The organism is Amycolatopsis sp. NPDC006125, from assembly GCF_040614195.1.
Classification (GTDB): Bacteria; Actinomycetota; Actinomycetes; order Mycobacteriales; family Pseudonocardiaceae; genus Amycolatopsis_E; species Amycolatopsis_E tucumanensis.
Window position 1 is genome coordinate 1 of the sequence record NZ_JBEXTZ010000144.1, and the last position, 15,400, is coordinate 15,400.

Here is a 15,400-nt window from a genome sequence, read left to right on the forward strand (position 1 = left end):
GAGCACGCCTCAGCCCTCCGTCTTCTCGGCCGCGTCCGGCGCCCAGGGCACGACGCCGACCTCGACCGAAGCCGGCCGCGCCGCTGCCGCCGCGAAGGCCGACACGGATGTCGCGACCAGCGAGGCGCCCGCGCAGGGTTCGCCGGACGCGGCCGAGAAGACGGAGGGCTGAGGCGTGCTCGTCCCACGCAAGGTCAAGCACCGCAAGCAGCACTCGCCGAAGCGCGCCGGTGCCGCCAAGGGCGGCACGAAGGTCACCTTCGGTGAGTACGGCATCCAGGCGCTTGAGCACCACTACGTGACCAACCGGCAGATCGAGTCCGCTCGTATCGCCATCACCCGGCACATCAAGCGTGGCGGCAAGGTCTGGATCAACATCTTCCCGGACCGCCCGCTCACCAAGAAGCCGGCCGAAACCCGCATGGGTTCCGGTAAGGGTTCGCCCGAGTGGTGGGTCGCCAACGTGAAGCCGGGCCGCGTCATGTTCGAGCTGAGCTTCCCGAACGAGGCCCAGGCTCGTGAGGCGCTGCGCCGCGCGATCCACAAGCTCCCCATGAAGTGCCGCATCGTGACCCGTGAAGGTGGTGAGTTCTGATGGCGCAGGCAGGTGTCGCCGCCGCAGAGCTGCGTGAGCTCACCAACGAGGAGCTCGTGCTGCGCCTGAAGGAAGCCAAGGAGGAGCTGTTCAACCTCCGCTTCCAGATGGCCACCGGGCAGCTGGACAACAACCGCCGCCTCCGCACCGTCCGTGCCGACATCGCTCGGATCTACACGGTGATGCGGGAGCGCGAGCTCGGCCTGTCCGTTTCCCCCGACGCCGAGAATGAAGAAGGTGCTGCCTGATGAGTGAGCAGACCCCAGAGCTCGCCGCGCAGCCGGTGCAGAGCGCCGAATCCGGTCGCAACTACCGCAAGGTCCGTGAGGGTTACGTCGTCTCGGACAAGATGGACAAGACGATCGTGGTCGAGCTCGAGGACCGCAAGAAGCACCGCCGCTACGGCAAGGTTCTCCGCTCCACCAGCAAGGTGAAGGCGCACGACGAGGAGAACACCGCCGGCATCGGTGACCGCGTGATCCTCATGGAGACCCGCCCGACCTCGGCCACCAAGCGGTGGCGGCTCGTGCGGATCGTGGAGAAGGCCAAGTAATCGGAGGCCCATCTCGGGCCTCCTCCGTTCCGCCAGGCTCGCCGGAAGGTGAGAACCGGCGCGACATACAGGAGTTGACGTGATCCAGCAGGAGTCGCGGCTGCGAGTCGCCGACAACACGGGTGCCAAGGAGATCCTCTGCATCCGCGTGCTCGGTGGCTCGGGACGGCGCTACGCGGGTATCGGCGACATCATCGTCGCCACCGTCAAGGACGCCATCCCGGCTGCCGGGGTGAAGAAGGGTGACGTGGTCAAGGCCGTCGTCGTCCGCACGACGAAGGAGCGGCGTCGCCCGGACGGCTCCTACATCAAGTTCGACGAGAACGCCGCCGTGCTCATCAAGAACGACAACGAGCCGCGCGGCACCCGCATCTTCGGCCCGGTCGGCCGTGAGCTGCGTGACCGCAAGTTCATGAAGATCATCTCGCTGGCGCCGGAGGTGCTCTGATGAAGGTGAAGAAGGGCGACACGGTCGTCGTCATCGCCGGCAAGGACAAGGGCGCCAAGGGCAAGGTCATCAAGGCCTACCCGGAGCGCCAGCGGGTGCTGGTCGAGGGCGTGAACCGGATCAAGAAGCACACCCGGATCTCCCAGACCCAGCGCGGCGCGCAGTCCGGCGGCATCGTGACGCAGGAGGCCCCGATCCACGTGTCGAACGTGATGGTCGTGGACTCCGACGGCAAGCCGACCCGCGTGGGCTACCGCATCGGCGAGGACGGCAAGAAGGTTCGCATCTCGCGCCGGACCGGTAAGGACATCTGATGACGACCGCAGAGAAGATCGTGCCGCGGTTGAAGACGCGGTACCGCGAAGAGATCAAGGGCGAGCTCCGCAGCGAGTTCGGCTACGAGAACGTCCACCAGATCCCGGGCGTGGTCAAGGTCGTCGTCAACATGGGTGTCGGCGACGCCGCGCGGGACAGCAAGCTGATCGACGGTGCGATCCGCGACCTCGCGGCCATCACCGGTCAGAAGCCCGAGGTGCGCCGGGCGCGCAAGTCCATCGCGCAGTTCAAGCTGCGTGAGGGCCAGCCGATCGGTGCGCGCGTGACGCTGCGCGGCGACCGCATGTGGGAGTTCCTGGACCGGCTGCTGACGATCGCGCTGCCGCGTATCCGCGACTTCCGCGGGCTGTCGGCCAAGCAGTTCGACGGCAACGGCAACTACACCTTCGGTCTCAACGAGCAGTCCATGTTCCACGAGATCGACCCCGACTCCATCGACCGCCCGCGCGGCATGGACGTCACCGTTGTCACCACCGCTACCACCGACGACGAGGGCCGCGCGCTGCTCCGCAAGCTCGGCTTCCCGTTCAAGGAGAACTGATGGCCAAGAAGGCTCTGATCGCCAAGGCGGCCCGCAAGCCGAAGTTCAAGGTGCGTGCCTACACGCGCTGCAACAAGTGCGGCCGGCCCCACTCGGTGTTCCGCAAGTTCGGACTGTGCCGGGTTTGCCTGCGCGAGATGGCGCACGCGGGCGAACTCCCCGGTGTGTCCAAGTCCAGCTGGTAGGAACGACAGAAGCTCCCACTTCGCCACAGGCCCTCTGACTAGGGGGAACCAGGCGAGAAAGGTTGAAGGTCACCATGACGATGACCGACCCCATCGCAGACTTCCTGACACGTCTGCGGAACGCCAACTCGGCGTACCACGACGAGGTCGTGGTGCCGCACTCGAAGCTCAAGGCGAACATCGCCGAGATCCTGAAGCGCGAGGGTTACATCTCGGGCTACCGGGACGAGCCGGGTGAGAAGCACAAGAACCTCATCGTGGAACTGAAGTACGGCCGCAACCGCGAGCGCAGCATCGCCGGTCTGCGCCGCGTGTCCAAGCCGGGTCTGCGGGTGTACGCCAAGTCGACCGAGCTGCCGAGCGTGCTGGGCGGGCTGGGCATCGCGATCATCTCGACGTCGGGCGGCCTTCAGACCGACCGGCAGGCCAAGCGCAACGGTGTGGGCGGGGAAGTCCTCGCCTACGTCTGGTAACGGAAGGGAGAGCAGGCATGTCGCGCATCGGTAAGCAGCCGATCACCGTCCCTTCCGGGGTCGAGGTGACCATCGACGGCCAGAACATTTCGGTGAAGGGTCCCAAGGGCACCCTTTCGCACACCATCGCCGAGCCGATCACGGTCGAGCGCGGTGAGGACGGCGCGCTGCTGGTCAAGCGCCCGGACGACGAGCGGGAGAGCCGTGCGCTGCACGGTCTGACCCGCACGCTGGTCAACAACCTGGTCGTGGGTGTGACCGAGGGTTACGAGAAGAAGCTCGAGATCCACGGTGTCGGTTACCGCGTCCAGGCCAAGGGCAGCAACCTCGAGTTCGCCCTCGGCTACAGCCACCCCGTGCTGATCGAGGCGCCGGAGGGCATCACCTTCAAGGTCGAGACCCCGACCCGGTTCTCCGTGTCCGGCATCGACAAGCAGAAGGTCGGCCAGATCGCCGCGGTGATCCGCCGGCTCCGCCGTCCGGACCCGTACAAGGGCAAGGGGCTGCGCTACGAGGGTGAGCGCATCCGTCGCAAGGTCGGAAAGACGGGTAAGTGATCATGAGCGAAACGGCAACGAAGAAGCGGAAGCCGGTCGGCAAGGACATCTCGACCCGGCGCCGCGTCGCGAAGGCGCGCCGTCACTTCCGGCTTCGCAAGAAGGTCGGCGGGACCGCCCAGCGGCCCCGGCTGGTCATCCACCGGTCCTCGCGGCACATCACGGTCCAGGTGATCGACGACGTGGCAGGCCACACGGTCGCCTCGGCGTCGAGCCTCGAGGCCGACGTGCGTGCGCTCGAGGGCGACAAGAAGGCCAAGGCCGCCAAGGTCGGCGAGCTCGTGGCCGCCCGTGCCAAGGGTGCGGGCATCTCCAGCGTCGTGTTCGACCGCGGTGGCAACCGCTACCACGGCCGCATCGCCGCGCTGGCCGACGCCGCTCGCGAGGCGGGGTTGGAGTTCTGAGAACCATGCACATGCTCGCGAATGGAAGGAAAGCCTGATGCCGGGACGTACACGGCAGGGCGGTGGACAGGGCGGTCCGGGCGGCAACGACCGCGACCGTCGTGACCGCCGCGACCGCCGCGACGGTGGCCGTGGCGGGGCCGGCCAGGAGAAGACCCCGCACCTCGAGCGCGTCGTCGCGATCAACCGCGTCGCCAAGGTCGTGAAGGGTGGTCGTCGCTTCAGCTTCACCGCCCTGGTGGTCGTCGGTGACGGCGACGGTCAGGTCGGCGTCGGCTACGGCAAGGCCAAGGAAGTTCCCGCGGCCATCGCCAAGGGCGTCGAGGAAGCGAAGAAGAACTTCTTCCGCGTTCCCCGGATCGCCGGCACCATCCCGCACCCGGTCCAGGGTGAGGAGGCCGCCGGTGTGGTCCTGCTCCGCCCGGCCAGCGCCGGTACCGGTGTCATCGCCGGTGGCCCGGTCCGCGCGGTGCTGGAGTGCGCGGGTGTGCACGACGTGCTGTCGAAGTCGCTCGGCTCGGACAACGCGATCAACATCGTGCACGCCACCGTGGCGGCCCTGAAGGGTCTCCAGCGTCCGGAGGAGGTGGCGGCCCGTCGCGGTCTGCCGCTCGAGGACGTCGCGCCGGCCCGGATGCTGCGTCAGCGTGCGGGACAGGGGGTCTGACATGGCTCAGCTCAAGGTGACCCAGGTCAAGAGCAAGATCGGCACCAAGCACAACCACCGGGAGTCCCTGCGGACCCTCGGGCTGCGCAAGATCCGGCAGTCCGTGGTGCGCGAGGACACCCCGGAGGTCCGCGGTCTGATCCACACCGTCCGCCACCTCGTGACTGTTGAGGAGGTCAAGGCATGACGGCCATCAAGATCCACCACCTGCGCCCGGCCCCGGGCGCCAAGCGCGAGAAGATCCGCGTCGGTCGTGGTGAGGGTTCGAAGGGCAAGACCGCCGGTCGCGGTACGAAGGGCACCAAGGCCCGGAAGAACGTGCCCGCCGGTTTCGAGGGTGGGCAGATGCCCATCCACATGCGGCTGCCGAAGCTGCGTGGCTTCAAGAACCGCTTCCGCACCGAGTACCAGCCGGTGAACGTCGGCGACATCGCCCGGGTCTTCCCGGACGGTGGCGACGTCACCAAGGAGCAGCTGGTCGAGCGCGGTCTGGTTCGCAAGAACGAGCTCGTCAAGGTCCTCGGCAACGGCGACCTGAACGGCGTGAAGCTGAACGTCACCGCCGACAAGTTCTCCTCGTCCGCGAAGGAGAAGCTCGAGGCGGCCGGCGGTTCGGCCACCGAGCTCTGATTTTTTACATGCGGCAAGGGCCCGCTGGTCTTCGGACCGGCGGGCCCTTTCCTTTGCGTGCTGGTGGTGCCACGATCGGGTGATGTCGTTCCCGGGGGTTCCACCTGGTTACCCGCCGGTGCCGAGCCGTCGACCTGGTTGGCACGGTGGACGTCTGCTGGGCGCCGCGCTGGCGTTGCTCGCCGCCGCGGCCGCCGTCACGGGCTCGTTCTTCGCGTTGTTCGAGGGCGAGCTGCTCTTCCAGGGTGAGCCGCAGCTGTCGCTGACGGTCACCGGGTGGGACCTGACCGCGGAGGCGGCGCAGCCCGGGATCCCGACGAACACCTTCGGCAGCCCGGTCCGCAACGGCTACCTGCTGGCGGCGGCCGGGTTGTTGCTGGTCATCGCGGCGGTGCTGAGCCTGGCCGCGGCTCGCCGCGATTCGTCGCCCGCCCGGAAGTTCGCGGCAGCGCTGGCCACGGCGACCGGCGCGGCCTTCCTCCTCGCGACCGCCGCCGGGATCGTCCTGCAGGGGGTCAGCCTCCACGAGAGCTTCCGCCCGACGGGCGCCGCGGAGGGCGACGGCGATTTCTCGACGAGCGACCGGCTCGGACTCGGGTTCTGGCTGGTCGCCGGCGCCACCCTGGCGGCGATCGTGGCCGCGGTCCTGGCCGCCGCGCGGGGCCGCCGCGCGCCGCAGGACCTGACGACGCCGCGCTACGGGATCCCCGCGCCGTCCGGGTACCAGCCCGGACCCCAGTTCCCGGCCCCGACGAGGCACTGGCCCGGCGGCGAGCCCTACCCGAGCGCCCCGTCTGCGGGACAGGCCATGCCCCTGCCGCACGCCGGCTACCCACCCGGCCCGAGCACGCCCGGGCAGGGCGTAGGGAGTCAGGGCGAGCCGGGCTCGAACGCGGCGGGCCAGGGACTGTCGGGCCAGAGCGGCTGGCGGCCGAACCCGGCAAGCCAGCACCATCCCGCCGGGGCGCAACCGGGGGAGCGCCAAGGGAGCTCGTCGGAAGGCGACCCGCGCGGCGAGGAGCGCCCAAGCTCCTAACGTCCCGCCTATTGGGTAGGTGGGCGCTCGCGTCGCCGCCACCCGCCGCGCCGAGGTCCGGCAGCCGTGCCGGAGTGCGGCACCTCGCGATCCGCCGACATGCTGCCGCCGCTCGTGAGCTGCCGTGCCGCCGCCCGCCCCGAAAAATCAGCCGCCGCTCGTCAGCACAGCCAGTACCGTCACGGCGATGACCTGGTTGCTCGTCTTCCTCGGCGCCGCCATGCTCATCGCCCTCACACCGGGCGCCAACAACCTTCTCGGGCTGCACCACGGCATCCAGCACGGCCTCCCGCAGGCCCTCGCGGGGCTGCTCGGGCGCTTGGCGGCCTTCACGCTCATGATCGGCGCCGTCGCGGCGGGGCTCGGTCAGCTGCTCGCCGCGTCCGAGCCCGCGCTCACCGCTGTCAAGTGGGCCGGTGTCGCCTACCTCGTCTGGCTCGGCGTCCGGCTCCTCCGCAGCAAGCCCCAGCCACCGGCGGAACAACCACCCGGCCCCGTGCTGCGCAAGGAGTTCCTCGTCGCCATCACCAACCCCAAGGCGATCCTCATCTTCACCGCGTTCGTGCCGCAGTTCGTCGACCCCGCACACGGGTCACCCACCGCGCAGATCGCGATCCTCGGCGGCGTCTACCTCGTCGCCGAGTTCCTCGCCGGCACGGCCTACGCCGCGGTCGGCGCCGCGCTCAAGGCTGTCCGTCTGAGCGTCGAAACCCGGCGGAAGCTGGACCGCGGCACCGGAGCGGTCCTGCTCGGCATGGCCGGCACCCTGGCCGCCTCCGGCTCATAACACGGCCTACCTCACAACCCTCCAACGCCCGGCTGTTAGAGTCGGGCGACGCGCTTCGGGGACCGACATGCCCCGGAGCGCTGCTGGCTTGCCAGCGACATGGTGTTCCTGCCGGCCAGCGTGCCGGCCAAGCCGATCGCCGGTGACACCCACCGGCGACGCCGAGGAGGTCCCCCGCGTGCTCAGCGCCTTTCGCTCGGCTCTCGCCACGCCGGACCTGCGCAAGAAGATCCTGTTCACGCTGTTGATCGTGGCCGTGTACCGGATCGGTGCGGTCACCCCGGCGCCCGGGGTCTCCTATCCCAATGTGCAGGCATGCCAGGCCGGTGCCGACCAGTCCGGCATCTACTCCCTGCTGAACCTGTTCAGCGGCGGGGCGCTCCTGCAGCTGTCGATCTTCTCGACCGGCATCATGCCGTACATCACGGCCAGCATCATCATCCAGCTGCTCACCGTCGTCATCCCGCGGTTCGAGGAGCTGAAGAAGGAAGGCCAGGCCGGCCAGGGCAAGCTCACGCAGTACACCCGGTACCTGACGATCGCGCTGGCGATCCTGCAGGCGACCGGTGTGGTGGCGCTCGCCGACCGCGGCCAGCTGTTCCCGGACTGCGCGCAGTCGATCATCCCGGACAACAGCATCTTCTCGCTGGCGCTGATCGTCATCACCATGACGGCGGGCACCGCGGTCATGATGTGGCTGGGCGAGCTCATCACCGAGCGCGGCGTCGGCAACGGCATGTCCGTGCTGATCTTCCTGAACATCGCGGCCCGCATCCCGGCCGAGGGCATGAACATCCTGAACAACCAGGGCGGTCTCGTCTTCGCGCTGGTGTGCCTCTTCGGCCTGGTGATCATCGCCAGCGTCATCTTCGTCGAGCAGGGCCAGCGCCGGATCCCGGTGCAGTACGCCAAGCGGATGATCGGCCGCCGGATGTACGGCGGCACGTCGACCTACCTGCCGATCAAGGTGAACCAGGCCGGTGTCATCCCGGTCATCTTCGCTTCGTCGCTGCTGTACCTGCCGGACCTGATCAGCCGTCTGTTCGGCGACCCGACCAGCGGCTCCGGCTGGCAGGCGTTCCTGCAGACCTACGTGGTCAACCAGTCCAGCTGGGTGCACATCCTGCTGTACTTCGCGCTGATCATCTTCTTCACGTACTTCTACATCACCATCACGTTCAACGTGGATGAGCGCGCGGAGGAGATGAAGAAGTTCGGCGGCTTCATCCCGGGCATCCGCCCCGGTCGGCCGACCGCCGAGTACCTGAGCTTCGTGCTGGGCCGGATCACCTTCCCCGGCTCGCTCTACCTCGGCATCATCGCGATCCTCCCGAACTTCTTCCTGTCCATCACGCAGGAGGGCAACAACCAGAACTTCCCGTTCGGCGGCACCGCCGTGCTGATCATGGTCGGCGTCGGCCTCGACACGGTGAAGCAGATCGAAAGCCAGCTGATGCAGCGGAATTACGAAGGGTTCTTGCGATGACGCGCCTGGTTCTTGTCGGCCCGCCCGGAGCAGGGAAGGGAACTCAGGCGGTAGCGCTGTCGCAGCGGCTCTCCATCCCGCACATCTCCACCGGTGACCTCTTCCGCGCTCACGTGGCGGAGCAGACGCCGCTGGGCGAGGAGGCGAAGCGCTACCTCGACTCGGGCGAGCTGGTCCCGGACAGCGTCACCAACGAGATGGTCCGCGAGCGCCTTGCCGAGTCCGACACCAAGGCCGGCTTCCTGCTGGACGGGTTCCCGCGCAACACCAAGCAGGCCGAGGTCCTCGGCGAGATGCTGGCCGAGTCGGACAGCGCGCTCGACGCGGTCATCCAGCTCGACGTGCCGGAGGACGTCCTGGTCGAGCGCCTGCTGGGCCGCGGCCGCACGGACGACACCGAAGAGGTCATCCGCCGCAGGCAGCAGGTCTACCAGTCGGAGACCGCGCCGCTGCTGGACTACTACCGCGACATCCTGGTCAAGGTGGACGGCGTCGGCGAGGTCGACGAGGTCTCCTCGCGGATCGTGAACGCTCTCGACGCGCGCGCGTGAACCTGGTGCCTTCCGTGCTCCGCCGCCACCGCGGCATCGAGATCAAGACGCCCGGCGAGCTGGACGCGATGCGGGCCGCCGGCATCGTGGTGGCCCGCACCCTCGCGGCTGTCGCCGAGGCCGCCAAGCCCGGCGTCAGCGCCGGTGACCTGGACGAGATCGCCGAGCAGACCATCCGCGCGGCCGGCGCGGTGCCCTCGTTCAAGGGCTACCACGGCTTCCCGGCCTCGATCTGCGCGTCGGTGAACGAGCAGGTCGTCCACGGCATCCCGGCGAAGACGACGGTGCTGGCCGAGGGCGACCTGCTGTCCGTGGACTGCGGCGCCATCCTCGACGGCTGGCACGGCGACTCCGCCGTCACCCTCGCCATCGGCGCGGTTTCGGCCGCCGACCAGGCGTTGTCGGCCGCCACCCGCGCCGCGATGCTCGCCGGCATCGAGGCCGCGGTGCCCGGCGCCCGGCTGACCGACATCTCGCACGCCGTGCAGTCCTCCGCCGAGACGTCTTCGGCGGCCGACGGCACCTCCTACGGCCAGATCGTCGAGTACGGCGGGCACGGCATCGGCACCGAGATGCACATGGAGCCGTTCCTGCCCAACGTCGGCAAGCCCGGAAAGGGGCCGAAGCTCAAGCCCGGCATGGCGCTGGCCATCGAGCCGATGCTGACCGGCGGCAGCGCCGAGACCGTCGAGCTCGAGGACGGCTGGACCGTGGTGACCGCGGACGGCTCACGTGCCGCCCACTGGGAGCACACCGTCGCCATCACCGAGGACGGCCCCCGCGTCCTGACCCTGCCCGAAGGCTCCTGACCTGCGGGTTCACCGCTTCCGGTGCGACTTGGGGTATCGTCGGAGTGACGTTGCCTACCACACATCACCCCGCCTCGCGAGGTGCGACACAGGCTGCGTACACTATCTAGCTGGCGTACTCATCACGCCGGTTCCAACGCGCTCGTCAATGCTCGGGTCCTTGGGGTCGGTGCGGCGTGTCCGCCGAACGCAAGAGTTGCCAATTCGGTGCTCTACCAAGTCACGAAACGCGGAGGACATGGCTAAGAAAGACGGGGCCATCGAGGTCGAAGGTCGGGTCATCGAGCCACTCCCCAACGCGATGTTCCGAGTCGAGTTGGAGAACGGTCACAAGGTCCTGGCACACATCAGCGGCAAGATGCGGCAGCACTACATCCGCATCCTCCCGGAAGACCGGGTTGTCGTCGAGCTGTCGCCGTACGACCTGTCTCGTGGGCGGATCGTCTACCGCTACAAGTGACGCGGTGAGCAACGCATAAGGAAGCAGGAGACGTGAAGGTCCAGCCGAGCGTCAAGAAGATCTGCGACAAGTGCAAGGTGATCCGCCGCCACGGCCGGATCATGGTGATCTGCGAGAACCTGCGGCACAAGCAGCGGCAGGGCTGATCACCGCCTGCACCACGCAGAGCGGACGGACAGCTGTATGACCTCCCCGCACCTGCCGGGCCACACGGCCCGGCCGACCCCCGGACTCCAGGCCGGGGCCGGGACACCGGACACGCAAGTGCTCCGGACGACATGCGAGTCGGTCCCGGAACCGGGCGGGGAGCACACCTGGAGCGACGAACAGCAGAAGGAGCATCAAGCGCCATGGCACGACTCGCCGGCGTAGACCTCCCCCGCGAGAAGCGGTTGGAGATCGCGCTGACCTACATCTACGGCATCGGTCGTACGCGCTCGAAGGAGCTCATCGCGGCCACGTCGCTGAACCCGGACACCCGGGTCCGCGACCTGACCGACGACGACCTCGTCAAGCTGCGCGACCACATCGAAGAGAACTTCAAGGTCGAGGGTGACCTCCGCCGCGAGGTGCAGGCCGACATCCGTCGCAAGATCGAGATCGGCTGCTACGAGGGCCTGCGGTGGCGCCGCGGTCTGCCCGTCCGCGGCCAGCGGACCAAGACCAACGCCCGCACCCGCAAGGGTCCGAAGAAGACGGTCGCCGGCAAGAAGAAGGCTGGCAAGAAGTGAGCGTCCAGGGCAAGAAGGTCGTGCGGATCGGCGCCGGGCAGGTGCGCCGCCGCAACAATTCGTGCGTTTCGCCGAAGGCCCTGTATGCCCGCCCGATGGCGCTTCGCCAGCTCTACACCGACGCCGGTTCGCTGATCCGGCGTGGCCAGCAGGAGGCCCGCGAGGCCGCCGCTGCCGCCGCACAGACCGAGAACTCGCGCTAGGCAGGAGAAACCACCCAACATGCCACCCAAGGCTCGCGCCGGGGCCAAGAAGGTCCGGCGGAAGGAAAAGAAGAACGTGGCCCACGGCCACGCTCACATCAAGAGCACCTTCAACAACACCATCGTGTCGATCACCGACCCGAACGGTGCGGTCATCTCGTGGGCCTCCTCCGGCCACGTCGGTTTCAAGGGCTCCCGCAAGTCCACCCCGTTCGCCGCGCAGATGGCGGCCGAGAACGCGGCTCGCAAGGCCGCCGAGCACGGGATGAAGAAGGTCGACGTGTTCGTCAAGGGCCCGGGTTCCGGCCGGGAGACGGCGATCCGTTCGCTGCAGGCCGCCGGTCTCGAGGTCGGCACCATCCAGGACGTGACCCCGCAGCCTCACAACGGCTGCCGCCCGCCCAAGCGGCGCCGGGTCTGAGGAACGGGGAGGAGTAACAACAGATGGCTCGCTACACCGGCCCCGCGACTCGCATCTCGCGGCGCCTCAAGGTTGACCTCGTCGGCGGCGACCAGGCTTTCGAGCGCCGCCCGTACCCGCCCGGCCAGCACGGCCGCGGCCGGGTCAAGGAGTCCGAGTACCTGCTCCAGCTGCAGGAGAAGCAGAAGGCTCGCTACACGTACGGCGTCCTCGAGCGGCAGTTCAGCCGCTACTACAAGGAGGCCGCGCGGCGCCCCGGCAAGACCGGTGAGAACCTGCTGCAGATCCTCGAGTCGCGCCTCGACAACGTCGTGTACCGCGCCGGCCTGGCCCGTACCCGCCGTCAGGCGCGTCAGCTGGTGGCGCACGGTCACTTCACCGTCAACGGCGTGAAGGTGACGATCCCCAGCTACCAGGTCGAGAAGTTCGACATCATCGACGTGCGGCCGAAGTCGCTCCAGATGCTGCCCTTCGTGGCCGCCAAGGAGTCGTTCGGCGACCGGCCGATCCCCGGCTGGCTGCAGGTCGTGCAGTCCAACCTGCGCATCCTGGTGCACCAGCTCCCCGAGCGGGCGCAGATCGACGTTCCGGTCCAGGAACAGCTGATCGTCGAGTACTACTCGAAGTGATCGGCCGCGGCGGCGCGCACCCGCGCGTCGCCGCTCCGCCATCCCTTTCGGCGTCATATGGCGGGCGCCGGCAGGAAAGGAAGAGAAGAAAGTGCTGATTTCCCAGCGACCGGCCCTCGGCGAAGAGCCGATCAACGAGACCCGGTCCCGGTTCACCATCGAGCCGCTGGAGCCCGGCTTCGGGTACACGCTCGGCAACTCGCTGCGGCGCACGCTGCTGTCGTCCATCCCGGGCGCGGCGGTCACCAGCATCCGCATCGACGGTGTGCTGCACGAGTTCACCACCGTCCCCGGGGTGAAGGAAGACGTCACCGACATCATCCTGAACCTCAAGGAACTGGTCGTGTCGTCCGAGGAGGACGAGCCCGTCACCATGTACCTGCGCAAGCAGGGCCCGGGTGAGGTCACCGCGGCCGACATCGTTCCGCCGGCCGGTGTCACCGTGCACAACCAGGATCTGCACATCGCCTCGCTGAACGGCAAGGGCAAGCTGGAGATCGAACTGGTCGTCGAGCGCGGCCGCGGTTACGTGCCCGCTCAGCAGAACAAGCAGGCTGGTGCCGAGATCGGCCGGATCCCGGTCGACTCGATCTACTCGCCGGTGCTGAAGGTCACCTACAAGGTCGAGGCGACCCGTGTCGAGCAGCGCACCGACTTCGACAAGCTGATCCTGGACGTCGAGACCAAGCCGTCGATCACCCCGCGCGACGCCGTCGCGTCGGCCGGTAAGACGCTGGTCGAGCTGTTCGGCCTGGCCCGGGAGCTCAACGTCGACGCCGAGGGCATCGAGATCGGCCCGTCGCCGCAGGAGGCGGACACCATCGCCGCCTACGCGATGCCGATCGAGGACCTGGACCTCACGGTCCGGTCGTACAACTGCCTCAAGCGCGAGGGCATCCACACGGTCGGCGAACTGGTCTCGCGCAGCGAGGCCGACCTGCTCGACATCCGCAACTTCGGCGCGAAGTCGATCGACGAGGTCAAGATGAAGCTCGTCGGCCTCGGCCTGTCGCTGAAGGACAGCCCGCCCGGGTTCGACCCGACCGCGGCTGCTGCCTCCTACGAGGGCGGCGAGAGCTGGTCCGCCGAGGGTGTCGGCGGCCTGTCGGACAACGGCCACGACGACGGCCAGGACTACGCAGAGACGGAGCAGCTGTAAGGACGGCGGCCCGCCTCGCCGAGTGATTCGTGCGGGGCGGGCGCCGGCCTGAAAGCGGCCGGATTTACGAGGAGAAGCAATGCCCACCCCCACGAAGGGCCCCCGTCTCGGTGGATCCGCGGCCCACGAGCGGCTGATGATGGCGAACCTCGCCACGTCGCTGTTCGAGCACGGCAAGATCACCACGACCGAGGCCAAGGCCCGCCGGATGCGGCCGCTCGCCGAGAAGCTGATCACCAAGGCGAAGCGCGGCGACCTGCACAACCGGCGTCAGATCCAGCGCGTGATCCGCGACAAGGACGTGGTTCACAAGCTGCTCGCCGAGATCGGCCCGTTCTTCGCGGACCGCAACGGCGGTTACACCCGGATCACCAAGACGCTGCCGCGCAAGGGCGACAACGCCCCGATGGCGGTCATCGAGCTGGTGTCCGAGAAGACCGTCACCTCGGAGGCGGAGAAGGCGCGGAAGACCAAGTTCGCGGCTAAGGACACTGCCGAGGCTTCCTCCGCGGTCGAGGAGACCAAGGCCGCTGAGGCGACCGACCAGGACGCTGAGGCGCCCGAGTCGGCCACCACCGAGGCGACCGCCGAGCCGGCCGAGGGTGCCGACGACGCTGCTGCCGAGGCCAAGGACGACGCCAAGAAGGACGAGTCCTGACGGCAGAAGTTTCACGCGACGAGCCCGCTGCTCCCTCCGGGGAGGGCGGGCTCGTTCGTCTGCGCTTGGACGTCAGCTACGACGGCACGCAGTTCTCGGGGTGGGCCCGCCAGCCCGGCCGCCGCACGGTGCAGGGCTTGCTGGAGGAGGCGCTGGCGAAGCAGCCGCCCGGGGCCGCGGTGCCGAAGTCGGTCGTGGTGGCCGGCCGCACGGACGCCGGTGTGCACGCGACCGGGCAGGTCGTGCACGTGGACGTGGTGCCGCTGTCCGGGCCGGCCGGACGGCTGGCGGTGGATGACCGGGGGATTCCCGACCTTGAGCGCATGCGGCACCGCTGGAACCGGTTCCTGCCGGGCGACGTGCGAGTGCTGGACGCCCGGGTCGCGCCGGACGGTTTCGACGCCCGGTTCTCCGCGATCCGCAGGCACTACCGTTACCGGGTTTCGGACGCGCCGTGGGGTGTTGATCCACTGCGCCGGTTCGACACCCTGGCCTGGGGCCGCCCGCTGTCGCTGACGGCGATGAACGAGGCTTCCGAGGCGCTGTTGGGCCTGCGGGACTTCGCGGCGTTCTGCAAGCAGCGCGAAGGCGGCACGACGATCCGCGAACTCCAGCGGTTCACGTGGCACCGGATCGATTCGCATGTCGTCGAGGCTGAGGTGTCGGCTGACGCGTTCTGCCACTCGATGGTGCGCAGCCTGGTCGGCGCGATGCTCCTGGTGGGCGACGGCCGTCGCCCGACCGAGTGGCCGGCTGAGTTGTTGCGTGGGGGAGTGCGGGACAGCGCCGTGGCCCCAGCACACGGCCTGACGTTGATCGGCGTGGACTACCCGGCCGACGAGGAACTGGCGGCACGCGCCGAACAGACCCGCAACATGCGAGCGGCCTCCGAGGCAAGCTAGTTATCCACAATCCACAGCGGTTATCCACAGGCTCGTGCATGCGGTGCATGCGGCACGAAAGGCGAGCCGGCAATGCAAGTAGGCCGACTACCCCAACCAGACCTCCCCCGCCCCCGATCCACAGCCGATCTTTAGTCGCCGATCAGCGGGGTCAAGGTACTCTTTCCCGCCTTGACGCC

Annotated in this window: 27 protein-coding genes; all 27 read left to right on the plus strand. The window is 68.5% G+C overall.

All coding sequences use genetic code 11. The annotated features are described in order from the left end of the window. Window positions 1-175 precede the first annotated feature (175 nt). The 27 genes from rplP (at window position 176) to truA (ending at window position 15,221) form a co-directional block, all read left to right on the plus strand. On the plus strand, window positions 176-595 hold the full coding sequence (gene rplP / locus ABZ193_RS40100) for a 50S ribosomal protein L16 (protein WP_017986612.1): 420 nt from the start codon (window positions 176-178) through the stop codon (window positions 593-595). Beyond that, complete coding sequence (rpmC, locus tag ABZ193_RS40105) at window positions 595-843, plus strand: 50S ribosomal protein L29 (protein WP_017986613.1); 249 nt, start codon at window positions 595-597, stop codon at window positions 841-843. The genes rplP and rpmC overlap by 1 nt, the downstream gene beginning before the upstream one ends. Further along, window positions 843-1,148, plus strand: coding sequence for a 30S ribosomal protein S17 (gene rpsQ / locus ABZ193_RS40110; protein WP_020417563.1), 306 nt, complete (start codon window positions 843-845; stop codon window positions 1,146-1,148). Before rpmC ends, rpsQ begins: the two co-directional genes overlap by 1 nt. 79 nt (window positions 1,149-1,227) lie before the next feature. After that, window positions 1,228-1,596: a 50S ribosomal protein L14 gene (rplN, locus tag ABZ193_RS40115; RefSeq protein ID WP_017986615.1), complete on the plus strand. Its 369-nt coding sequence runs from the start codon at window positions 1,228-1,230 to the stop codon at window positions 1,594-1,596. Next, window positions 1,596-1,910 carry a 50S ribosomal protein L24 gene (gene rplX / locus ABZ193_RS40120; protein WP_017986616.1) on the plus strand — a complete coding sequence of 105 codons (315 nt, stop codon included), beginning with the start codon at window positions 1,596-1,598 and terminating at the stop codon, window positions 1,908-1,910. The genes rplN and rplX overlap by 1 nt, the downstream gene beginning before the upstream one ends. Then, a complete protein-coding gene (gene rplE, locus ABZ193_RS40125; protein ID WP_017986617.1) occupies window positions 1,910-2,473 on the plus strand; it encodes a 50S ribosomal protein L5 in 564 nt (187 codons plus the stop codon). Before rplX ends, rplE begins: the two co-directional genes overlap by 1 nt. Next, a complete protein-coding gene (locus ABZ193_RS40130) occupies window positions 2,473-2,658 on the plus strand; it encodes a type Z 30S ribosomal protein S14 (protein WP_017986618.1) in 186 nt (61 codons plus the stop codon). The genes rplE and ABZ193_RS40130 overlap by 1 nt, the downstream gene beginning before the upstream one ends. 74 nt (window positions 2,659-2,732) lie before the next feature. After that, complete coding sequence (rpsH, locus tag ABZ193_RS40135) at window positions 2,733-3,131, plus strand: 30S ribosomal protein S8 (protein ID WP_020417564.1); 399 nt, start codon at window positions 2,733-2,735, stop codon at window positions 3,129-3,131. Window positions 3,132-3,148: 17 nt separating this feature from the next. Then, a complete protein-coding gene (gene rplF / locus ABZ193_RS40140; RefSeq protein WP_020417565.1) occupies window positions 3,149-3,688 on the plus strand; it encodes a 50S ribosomal protein L6 in 540 nt (179 codons plus the stop codon). Window positions 3,689-3,690: 2 nt separating this feature from the next. After that, window positions 3,691-4,092 carry a 50S ribosomal protein L18 gene (rplR, locus tag ABZ193_RS40145; protein ID WP_027932626.1) on the plus strand — a complete coding sequence of 134 codons (402 nt, stop codon included), beginning with the start codon at window positions 3,691-3,693 and terminating at the stop codon, window positions 4,090-4,092. A 37-nt stretch (window positions 4,093-4,129) separates the two neighbouring features. Continuing rightward, window positions 4,130-4,759 carry a 30S ribosomal protein S5 gene (rpsE, locus tag ABZ193_RS40150; protein ID WP_017986622.1) on the plus strand — a complete coding sequence of 210 codons (630 nt, stop codon included), beginning with the start codon at window positions 4,130-4,132 and terminating at the stop codon, window positions 4,757-4,759. A 1-nt stretch (window position 4,760) separates the two neighbouring features. Next, window positions 4,761-4,946 carry a 50S ribosomal protein L30 gene (rpmD, locus tag ABZ193_RS40155; protein ID WP_020417566.1) on the plus strand — a complete coding sequence of 62 codons (186 nt, stop codon included), beginning with the start codon at window positions 4,761-4,763 and terminating at the stop codon, window positions 4,944-4,946. Beyond that, the gene (gene rplO, locus ABZ193_RS40160; protein WP_020417567.1) at window positions 4,943-5,389 is read left to right on the plus strand and encodes a 50S ribosomal protein L15; all 447 of its coding nucleotides are present in this window, start codon (window positions 4,943-4,945) and stop codon (window positions 5,387-5,389) included. The genes rpmD and rplO overlap by 4 nt, the downstream gene beginning before the upstream one ends. 82 nt (window positions 5,390-5,471) lie before the next feature. Beyond that, window positions 5,472-6,425: a hypothetical protein gene (locus ABZ193_RS40165; protein WP_157358497.1), complete on the plus strand. Its 954-nt coding sequence runs from the start codon at window positions 5,472-5,474 to the stop codon at window positions 6,423-6,425. Between the two features lie 187 nt (window positions 6,426-6,612). Continuing rightward, window positions 6,613-7,212 (plus strand): LysE family translocator, encoded by a 600-nt coding sequence (locus tag ABZ193_RS40170; RefSeq protein WP_020417568.1) that lies wholly within the window; start codon window positions 6,613-6,615, stop codon window positions 7,210-7,212. 178 nt (window positions 7,213-7,390) lie between these two features. Next, on the plus strand, window positions 7,391-8,698 hold the full coding sequence (gene secY / locus ABZ193_RS40175; RefSeq protein ID WP_027935791.1) for a preprotein translocase subunit SecY: 1,308 nt from the start codon (window positions 7,391-7,393) through the stop codon (window positions 8,696-8,698). Further along, window positions 8,695-9,249, plus strand: coding sequence for an adenylate kinase (locus ABZ193_RS40180; protein ID WP_026153762.1), 555 nt, complete (start codon window positions 8,695-8,697; stop codon window positions 9,247-9,249). The genes secY and ABZ193_RS40180 overlap by 4 nt, the downstream gene beginning before the upstream one ends. Next, window positions 9,246-10,058, plus strand: a complete 813-nt coding sequence (gene map, locus ABZ193_RS40185; protein WP_354713960.1) for a type I methionyl aminopeptidase — start codon at window positions 9,246-9,248, stop codon at window positions 10,056-10,058. The genes ABZ193_RS40180 and map overlap by 4 nt, the downstream gene beginning before the upstream one ends. Window positions 10,059-10,296: 238 nt before the next feature. After that, window positions 10,297-10,518: a translation initiation factor IF-1 gene (gene infA, locus ABZ193_RS40190; RefSeq protein WP_005443304.1), complete on the plus strand. Its 222-nt coding sequence runs from the start codon at window positions 10,297-10,299 to the stop codon at window positions 10,516-10,518. 32 nt (window positions 10,519-10,550) lie between these two features. Continuing rightward, on the plus strand, window positions 10,551-10,664 hold the full coding sequence (gene rpmJ, locus ABZ193_RS40195) for a 50S ribosomal protein L36 (protein ID WP_004558882.1): 114 nt from the start codon (window positions 10,551-10,553) through the stop codon (window positions 10,662-10,664). Between the two features lie 204 nt (window positions 10,665-10,868). Next, window positions 10,869-11,249 (plus strand): 30S ribosomal protein S13, encoded by a 381-nt coding sequence (rpsM, locus tag ABZ193_RS40200; RefSeq protein WP_017986631.1) that lies wholly within the window; start codon window positions 10,869-10,871, stop codon window positions 11,247-11,249. Further along, complete coding sequence (locus tag ABZ193_RS40205; RefSeq protein ID WP_017986632.1) at window positions 11,246-11,452, plus strand: hypothetical protein; 207 nt, start codon at window positions 11,246-11,248, stop codon at window positions 11,450-11,452. The genes rpsM and ABZ193_RS40205 overlap by 4 nt, the downstream gene beginning before the upstream one ends. Window positions 11,453-11,471: 19 nt before the next feature. Continuing rightward, complete coding sequence (gene rpsK, locus ABZ193_RS40210; protein WP_017986633.1) at window positions 11,472-11,873, plus strand: 30S ribosomal protein S11; 402 nt, start codon at window positions 11,472-11,474, stop codon at window positions 11,871-11,873. Window positions 11,874-11,896: 23 nt separating this feature from the next. Then, window positions 11,897-12,502 (plus strand): 30S ribosomal protein S4, encoded by a 606-nt coding sequence (gene rpsD / locus ABZ193_RS40215; protein WP_020417571.1) that lies wholly within the window; start codon window positions 11,897-11,899, stop codon window positions 12,500-12,502. Window positions 12,503-12,593: 91 nt separating this feature from the next. Continuing rightward, window positions 12,594-13,661: a DNA-directed RNA polymerase subunit alpha gene (locus ABZ193_RS40220; RefSeq protein ID WP_017986635.1), complete on the plus strand. Its 1,068-nt coding sequence runs from the start codon at window positions 12,594-12,596 to the stop codon at window positions 13,659-13,661. A 79-nt stretch (window positions 13,662-13,740) separates the two neighbouring features. Then, window positions 13,741-14,319 (plus strand): 50S ribosomal protein L17, encoded by a 579-nt coding sequence (gene rplQ, locus ABZ193_RS40225; protein ID WP_354713964.1) that lies wholly within the window; start codon window positions 13,741-13,743, stop codon window positions 14,317-14,319. A gap of 65 nt (window positions 14,320-14,384) precedes the next feature. Continuing rightward, complete coding sequence (truA, locus tag ABZ193_RS40230; RefSeq protein WP_020417573.1) at window positions 14,385-15,221, plus strand: tRNA pseudouridine(38-40) synthase TruA; 837 nt, start codon at window positions 14,385-14,387, stop codon at window positions 15,219-15,221. Window positions 15,222-15,400 lie beyond the last annotated feature (179 nt).

Coding starts and splice junctions, on each gene's coding strand:
- rpmC (WP_017986613.1), top strand. CDS start 595: ATGGCGCAGGCAGGTGTCGCCGCCGCAGAGCTGCGTGAGCTCACCAAC.
- rpsQ (WP_020417563.1), top strand. CDS start 843: ATGAGTGAGCAGACCCCAGAGCTCGCCGCGCAGCCGGTGCAGAGCGCC.
- rplX (WP_017986616.1), top strand. CDS start 1,596: ATGAAGGTGAAGAAGGGCGACACGGTCGTCGTCATCGCCGGCAAGGAC.
- rplE (WP_017986617.1), top strand. CDS start 1,910: ATGACGACCGCAGAGAAGATCGTGCCGCGGTTGAAGACGCGGTACCGC.
- ABZ193_RS40130 (WP_017986618.1), top strand. CDS start 2,473: ATGGCCAAGAAGGCTCTGATCGCCAAGGCGGCCCGCAAGCCGAAGTTC.
- rpsH (WP_020417564.1), top strand. CDS start 2,733: ATGACGATGACCGACCCCATCGCAGACTTCCTGACACGTCTGCGGAAC.
- rplF (WP_020417565.1), top strand. CDS start 3,149: ATGTCGCGCATCGGTAAGCAGCCGATCACCGTCCCTTCCGGGGTCGAG.
- rplR (WP_027932626.1), top strand. CDS start 3,691: ATGAGCGAAACGGCAACGAAGAAGCGGAAGCCGGTCGGCAAGGACATC.
- rpsE (WP_017986622.1), top strand. CDS start 4,130: ATGCCGGGACGTACACGGCAGGGCGGTGGACAGGGCGGTCCGGGCGGC.
- rpmD (WP_020417566.1), top strand. CDS start 4,761: ATGGCTCAGCTCAAGGTGACCCAGGTCAAGAGCAAGATCGGCACCAAG.
- rplO (WP_020417567.1), top strand. CDS start 4,943: ATGACGGCCATCAAGATCCACCACCTGCGCCCGGCCCCGGGCGCCAAG.
- ABZ193_RS40165 (WP_157358497.1), top strand. CDS start 5,472: ATGTCGTTCCCGGGGGTTCCACCTGGTTACCCGCCGGTGCCGAGCCGT.
- ABZ193_RS40170 (WP_020417568.1), top strand. CDS start 6,613: ATGACCTGGTTGCTCGTCTTCCTCGGCGCCGCCATGCTCATCGCCCTC.
- ABZ193_RS40180 (WP_026153762.1), top strand. CDS start 8,695: ATGACGCGCCTGGTTCTTGTCGGCCCGCCCGGAGCAGGGAAGGGAACT.
- infA (WP_005443304.1), top strand. CDS start 10,297: ATGGCTAAGAAAGACGGGGCCATCGAGGTCGAAGGTCGGGTCATCGAG.
- rpsM (WP_017986631.1), top strand. CDS start 10,869: ATGGCACGACTCGCCGGCGTAGACCTCCCCCGCGAGAAGCGGTTGGAG.
- rpsK (WP_017986633.1), top strand. CDS start 11,472: ATGCCACCCAAGGCTCGCGCCGGGGCCAAGAAGGTCCGGCGGAAGGAA.
- rpsD (WP_020417571.1), top strand. CDS start 11,897: ATGGCTCGCTACACCGGCCCCGCGACTCGCATCTCGCGGCGCCTCAAG.
- rplQ (WP_354713964.1), top strand. CDS start 13,741: ATGCCCACCCCCACGAAGGGCCCCCGTCTCGGTGGATCCGCGGCCCAC.